Source organism: Longimicrobiaceae bacterium (genome assembly GCA_035936415.1).
Classification (GTDB): Bacteria; Gemmatimonadota; Gemmatimonadetes; order Longimicrobiales; family Longimicrobiaceae; genus JAFAYN01.
The window spans coordinates 1-6,079 of the sequence record DASYWD010000039.1 but is presented as its reverse complement, the minus strand read 5'-3'; the positions used below and the strand labels follow the sequence as shown (position 1 = coordinate 6,079).

Sequence of the window (6,079 nt, the reverse complement as noted above, 5' to 3'; positions counted from 1 at the left end):
GGGACCGGCCGCCCATCGGCCGGTCCCCGCTCTGTTTACTTCCATGTTTATGTCAGACGGGGACGGGTATGTTCGCCGTGGTGCCCTCGGCGGGCAGAGAGGGATCCGCGGCAGCCAGGCCCAGGTCGTAGACGACCCACTGGTATTCGTCGGGCTGGGGGGGGACTGACTGGTCGGGAACGTTCCACCGCCACGATCCCAGCACGAGGTCTTGCGTCGCGCTGTCGTAGTTCGCCTCCTTGAAGCCTGCCGAACGGTACATCTGCATCTGGTCGGCGGTCGTCTTCTTCTCCGAGGATCCGGCCGCCGGGTTCGCCTTGATGCAGACCACGATCCGGCTCACGCCCTCCGTCCTCCAGGCGGTCAGCCTGCTCAGGAAGTCCTGCCCGATGCCGATGCCCCAGAGACCCGGCGGCACGAAGAAGTTCCGGGCGTCCCAGAGGAGCACGGACGATGTGCCCCCCCCGGGCTCCGGGACGAGGGTGGCGGCGACGAGCGCCGCCTGCACCTTGAAGCGCCTCTTCTCATACCGCAGCCGGATCTGGTAGCTCACCACGTCAGGGGCGACCGCTTCCGGACCGCGGCGGTAGATCCGCTCCCATGCATTTCTCGCGAGCCCATCGCCACCCCACTGCACCTTGCTCAGCGGGATCCGGCCGATCTTGCGCCCCAGGCCGAACTCCGCCTGGAGGAAACGGGCGAAGGGCTGGGGATACAGCGCCCTCAGCACCGGCCACCAGAACTGGACGAGGGGAGCCGTGGCCCAGCGCGCGAAGTAGTTCATCACACCCAGGTAGAGCGGATGTGAAGAGTTCCGAGCCAGGTCCTCCCGCTCGTAGACCTCGAAGAGGAAGCCCAGGGCCTTTCGGATCACGTGCAGCGTCGCGACCGGGTCGTCATCGGTGGCGCCGGGCTGAGCGGGGTAGAGCACGGGAACCGGGATCTGCGCCTGCAACCTCGGCTCCAGCGACTTCCACTCGGGATAGACTTCCCGCAGCAGCGTGTCGCACCCCGGCCCCCGGAGCATCTCGTCCAGTGACGTCACCTCGTCGGCGAAGCGCACCAGGCGCTCCGCCGCCCCCTCCGGCGCGCTCAGCCACTCGCGCCGGGCGCGGGCGAACACCTCGACCGGGTCGGGCTCGCTCTCCCCGCGGGTCAGACGGCGGAACGCGGTGAGCGCCGCGTGCTCTCCCAGGCGGCGATACGATTCCCACTGCGCCTGGTCGTAGAACTGGTCGCCGGTGGGCTGGTGCGGGAAGGCCGGATTGCGGGTCCGGTACTGCGCCACGTCGGCCGGCTCAGAGCCTACCAGCGCCGGCTTGAAGAAGAGCAGCACCCCGGTGTCGCCGTCCGGGTAATGGATGTCGCCGGCCACCATGTGCTGCCGTGCCCGCCCGTCGGGGCCGGGCTTGAGCGGCGACAGGTCGATCCGGACGTCCACCCCGAAGTCCTGGCGTACCTTGCGGACCAGGTTGCCCATGTCGTCGAAGGCGGCGTCCCCGTCCTGGCCGCAGTCGGAGGCGACGATCACCCGGCAGTGGCGGCGGATGAGCTCGTAGATTGCCAGGTTCTCGAAGTGGCCGCCGTCGGAGAGGTGGACGTCGCTCCCGTCGGCGGGCGCCAGGCTGAACAGCTCCTTGTAGTAGGGAAGGCCGATGAACAGGCGCCGATGGGCGGTGTTGCGGCGGATCCACCTCCAGGCGGCGCGGGCGGGCGACTCGTGCGTGGGCTCTCGGCTGGCGCGCCGGAGCGCGGCCTCCGCGAGCCTGAGCCTGCGCGGATGCTCGGCCCAGAGCCCCAGGCGGAGGTTGAACGCGGCCATGAGGAAGGTCACGCCCGGACCGTACTCCACGGAGCGCCAGCCCATCAGCGAGTTGAACGCAGCCCCGGCGGCGGTCATTGCGGCGGAAAGCGTCGGCACGCGCCGGCATCCTCCCCAGGGGGCCCACTCGTCGCCCACGGAGAAGCCCACCGGCGAGAGCACGGCGCTGCGCGCGCCCCGGTACAGGTTCGCGATCCCGTCCGAGCCGAGGTCGTTGGCGGCGCAGCAGATCAGGTGGAAAGGCTTCTTCGCGGCGTCCTTCAGCTCGTTCAGCCGCACGTCGTCCCCCACGTGCTCTTCCGTCTTCCGCCTCGCATCCGCGTTCGACGCACCGCAGTACGCCCGGGCCAGGCGGGCACGGTAGAAGCCGTGGATCCCCACCTCGTTGGGATCGAACACCACCAGCCCGACCCCGGCGAGTCCGGCGGCGAGCGCCACGAGCACTGCCGGACCCCACCCGTCGCGGAACGGTCCCCCGGGGCCGGCGAGCTCCACGCAGAGAGCGGCCACGCCCGCCAGCATCAGCGCGATGGCGGTGTACGACAGGATCTGCGGGAGCAGCGGCTTCAGCCGGGCGATGAAGCCGCCCCCGCTCGGGCGGCTCGGCTCCAGCCCGAGCTTCTTCTGAATCCACGAGGAGATCCCGGTGAGCGCCGCTACCACCGCGCCAACACCGGAGGTCTTCAGCACCTCGGATCCATCCGCGATCCAGCTGTGCATGAAGACGCCCGCGCTCCAGATCACCGTCAGCACCACCCAGGCCGCGACCAGGAAGAGCAGCCGCGCGTGCACGCGGTCGAAGGCGGCGCGGATGCTCCGCGATGACACGGACGTCATCCAACGCGAGCCGACGGTCCGCAGCAGGACGAAAGAGAGGATCCCCGCTCCCCACGCTACGACCGGCGTGAGAAGGTAGGCGAGCTTCCACACCTTCTCCTCCCGCAGCGAGACCCAGGGGAGCTTCAGCTCGGGATGGTATGGACTGAGCCCCGGCCCGTCCCACCGCGCCACGAACGCTTCCCACGCCGCGCCGACCACCACCAGGCAGACGAGCGTCGCCAGCGCGAACTGCCAGATGGGCCCATCCTCCCGCCGCCGCCTCCAGGCCATCTCGAACCCCAGCAGCGTGACCGCCGTGATGCTCACGAGAAGGAGCGTGGACAGGCGCACCGGGCCGGATGAAGCTGCGTCGAGCGCCGCCTCCGCGAACAGAAGGAGCGCCGCGACGGCGTATGCCCAGCCGGTCACCGCGGGGCCGGCCCGCAACGAGGCCAGCAGCACGAGGGGGGCGAGGATCAGCAGGGTGGCTCCCGCGGCGGGGAGGGTGCCCCGCGGCACGTCGGCGAATCCCGCCGGCGAGATGAGCGCCCAGGTCAGGAGGGCCCAGACCAGCATGCCCGCCGCAAGCATGCCGAGCACGGTGGCGAGCGATGGAATCATGGAGGAGACGGCCGTCACCAGCATCCGACCGGTATCAAAGCTGAACACCCCGATCCGGGGCGTGAGGAAGTTGCTGAACTCCCGGAGGTTCCGCACCTCCTGCGGCTCGGGGCAGTCCGGAGGCACGTCCCCGGAAGGGAATTCCTTCGCGTTCCCCGTCACGTCGCGCCAGCGGGTCCAGAACCCGCCCAGGTAGCCGCCCCCGGACACCGTGGAGACGTAGTCGAACGACTCCAGGAGCTTCAGTCGGCTCAGGCCCTGCAACAGCCCCAGGTTGAAGGTGGCGCTGCGGATCCCGCCTCCGGAGAGCGCGAGGCCGAACAGGTCCTTCGGCGGGTGCACCAGCCAGTTGCGGCCGCCGTCGCGGATGCCCCTCTCGCCGAGCTCGGCTTCTACCAGCCGCTCGATAGTGGGAACGTCGCTGGAATCCGTCTGCTGGGACATGGAGTGCGCGGGGAGACAGGTAGGGTCGCGCCAAGGCGGGGAAGGAGCGCGCACCTCCATGCTAGCCCGCGTGTTCCGCAGCGTCAATACTTTTGTTTACCCGCGGCCCTCCGCGCCCCCGCAAACGCAAAGGCGGGGGCGCCGCCGCCGGCACCCCCGCCTCGCTCCAGACCGAAGTCTCGCCGTACGGACTACGCCTTCGCCTTCAGCACCCCCGTCTCCAGGGCGAAGCGCACCAGCTCGGCGCGGTGGGTGAGCCCCAGCTTCTGCATCAGCCGGGAGCGGTAGGTGTCCACCGTCTTGGGCGACAGGAAGAGCTTCTTCCCGATCTCGCCGGAGCCGTACCCCTCCGCCGTGAGCTGCAGCACCTCGCGCTCGCGCTCCAGCGCCTCCTCGCCCGTGGCGACCTCGCCGACCACCTCCATGTCGGGCTCCACGTTGAGATCTCCCCACACGGGCGCGCGGCAGGCTACCGCCTCCCGCCGTCGCGGGCCAGGTGGCGGGCGATCTCGCCCAGGAGCTGCCCCGCGGTGAACGGCTTGGGGATGTAGCCGTCGAAGCCGTGGCCCAGCATGTCCTCGCGGCTCCGCCCCAGCACGTCGGCGGTGATGGCGACCACCGGGATGCCGCGGGTGTCCTCGTCCTCGCGGAGGTGCTCCAGGGCCTCCATGCCGTCCATCACCGGCATCATCAGGTCCATCAGGATCACGTCGGGCTTCTCCTCCTGCGCCAGCTGGACCGCCTGCCGGCCGTCCAGGGCGTGCAGGACCGCGAAGCCGTTGACCTCCAGCACGTCCTGCAGGACGGAGTGGAGGAGGCGCTCGTCGTCGGCCAGCAGCACGCGCCGCGGGCCGGCGGGTGGGGACGGCGCGGGGGATTCCGGGGTGTGTCGGGACATTTCTCTGGGGGCGGAGCGCGGGCGCGGTGCGGCAAAGGGCGTCGGAGGAGCTCCCGCCGGGGGCGCGGACGACGCCTGCCCCCCGCGGACACAGCTTCGGGCTATGTAGCAAGGTATCGGCCAGGCGGCGGCGCAGCGAGCCCCGGCGTCCGCGCGGCTTCCGGGCGCGCGACGCCTGCGGGGCGGCGGAGAGTGGGAACAGAACCGCCGCACCTGTGGCCCGCGCGCATCACGCGGCCCCCCGGCCCGGCTGTCCGCGAGGGCGCGTCCGGACCCGTAACGCGCTGTGGCGTTAGCGCTTCCGTGCTCCGGACCCTCTGCGGTCCGGGGTCCGCGGAGGGGGCGGATCCGGCGCCCGAAACGTGCAGAAACGGCCGGTTCGGAGTCGGCGGCCCCGGACGCGCGGGGCCGTGGGCCGGGCGCGCCTCCGCGTCCGGCCCTGCGGCGCTTAGCCCGGAGCGCGAGCCAGGAAAGCTCCCGATGACATTTGTCCTGCACGCGCACGACCCGTTCATCGCCGCGATCGTCCAGAGCGTGGACGACCAGGCCGTCTTCACGGTGGACCACGCCGGCTACGTCACGCGCTGGAACCGCGCGGCGGAGCGGATCACCGGCTACGCCGCGGACGAGGTGGTGGGGAGGCACGTGGGCGCGCTGGCGGGGGAGAGCGAAGCGGCGGACGACTACGAAAAGGTGCTCCGGCTCGCCGCGCGCATGGGGCGCCTGGAGCTGGACCGCGAGTGGGTCCGCAAGGACGGGAGCACCTTCCGCGCGGCGGGGCGGATCAGCGCCATCCGCGGCGAGCGGGGCGACCTCCTGGGCTTCGTGGCCGTGCTCCGCGATCTCCCCGCCACGGACGGGGACGGCGGGGATCCGGCGCCGGAGGCGCGGGTGCTCGCGTACGACTCGCTCTTCTGGCTCCACCCGGACCCGGTCGCCGCCTTCGACGCGGAGGCCCGCTTCGTCCACGCGAACCTCGCCTGGCAGGCGCTGTCCGGCCGCTCCCCCGAGGAGCTCCCCGGCACCTCCTTCCTCGCCCTGGTGATCCCCGAGGACCGCAGGCGCGTGCAGGACGCCGTCCGGAACGCCTCCCGCGGCGAGACGCAGCGGCTGGAGGCCGCGGCCCTGCGGGACGGGGAGAGGGTCGAGCTCTGCCTCACCTGCATTCCCCGCCCCTCGGGGGGCGAGATGATGGGGGTGTGGGCCGTGGCGCGCGAGGTGGGCGGGGAGCGCGCGGCCGGGGAGGAGCTTCGCGGCCGCGAGGCGTTCTTCCGCGGACTGGTGGAGGACGTGGAGGGCGTGTTCTTCTATGCGCTGGACGCCGCCTCCCGCTTCCGGTACCTCTCTCCCTCAGTGCACCGGGTGCTGGGGTACCGGCCGGAGGAGCTGCTGGGCGTCCCGCTGGCCGCCCTGATGGACCCCGGGCCGGAGGGCCGCCCCGCGGCGGACGGCACCAGGCCGGCGGTGCGCACCGC

General features: G+C 71.7%; 4 protein-coding genes. 1 reads left to right on the top strand and 3 read right to left on the bottom strand.

Features of this window, described 5'->3' with window-relative positions; translation table 11 throughout:
- Window positions 1-52: 52 nt before the first annotated feature.
- The 3 genes from VGR37_01555 to VGR37_01545 all read right to left on the bottom strand — a co-directional run bounded on the left by VGR37_01555 (window position 53) and on the right by VGR37_01545 (window position 4,604).
- On the bottom strand, window positions 53-3,706 hold the full coding sequence (locus VGR37_01555) for a hypothetical protein (GenBank protein ID HEV2146082.1): 3,654 nt from the start codon (window positions 3,704-3,706) through the stop codon (window positions 53-55).
- 191 nt (window positions 3,707-3,897) lie between these two features.
- Window positions 3,898-4,143 (bottom strand): DNA-binding response regulator, encoded by a 246-nt coding sequence (locus VGR37_01550; GenBank protein HEV2146081.1) that lies wholly within the window; start codon window positions 4,141-4,143, stop codon window positions 3,898-3,900.
- A gap of 32 nt (window positions 4,144-4,175) precedes the next feature.
- Window positions 4,176-4,604 carry a response regulator gene (locus VGR37_01545; protein ID HEV2146080.1) on the bottom strand — a complete coding sequence of 143 codons (429 nt, stop codon included), beginning with the start codon at window positions 4,602-4,604 and terminating at the stop codon, window positions 4,176-4,178.
- A gap of 480 nt (window positions 4,605-5,084) precedes the next feature.
- Here VGR37_01545 and VGR37_01540 point away from each other — a divergent pair.
- Window positions 5,085-6,079: PAS domain S-box protein (locus VGR37_01540; GenBank protein HEV2146079.1), on the top strand; the 995-nt coding region annotated here is incomplete at its 3' end.

Coding starts and splice junctions, on each gene's coding strand:
- VGR37_01545 (HEV2146080.1), bottom strand. CDS start 4,604: ATGTCCCGACACACCCCGGAATCCCCCGCGCCGTCCCCACCCGCCGGC.
- VGR37_01555 (HEV2146082.1), bottom strand. CDS start 3,706: ATGTCCCAGCAGACGGATTCCAGCGACGTTCCCACTATCGAGCGGCTG.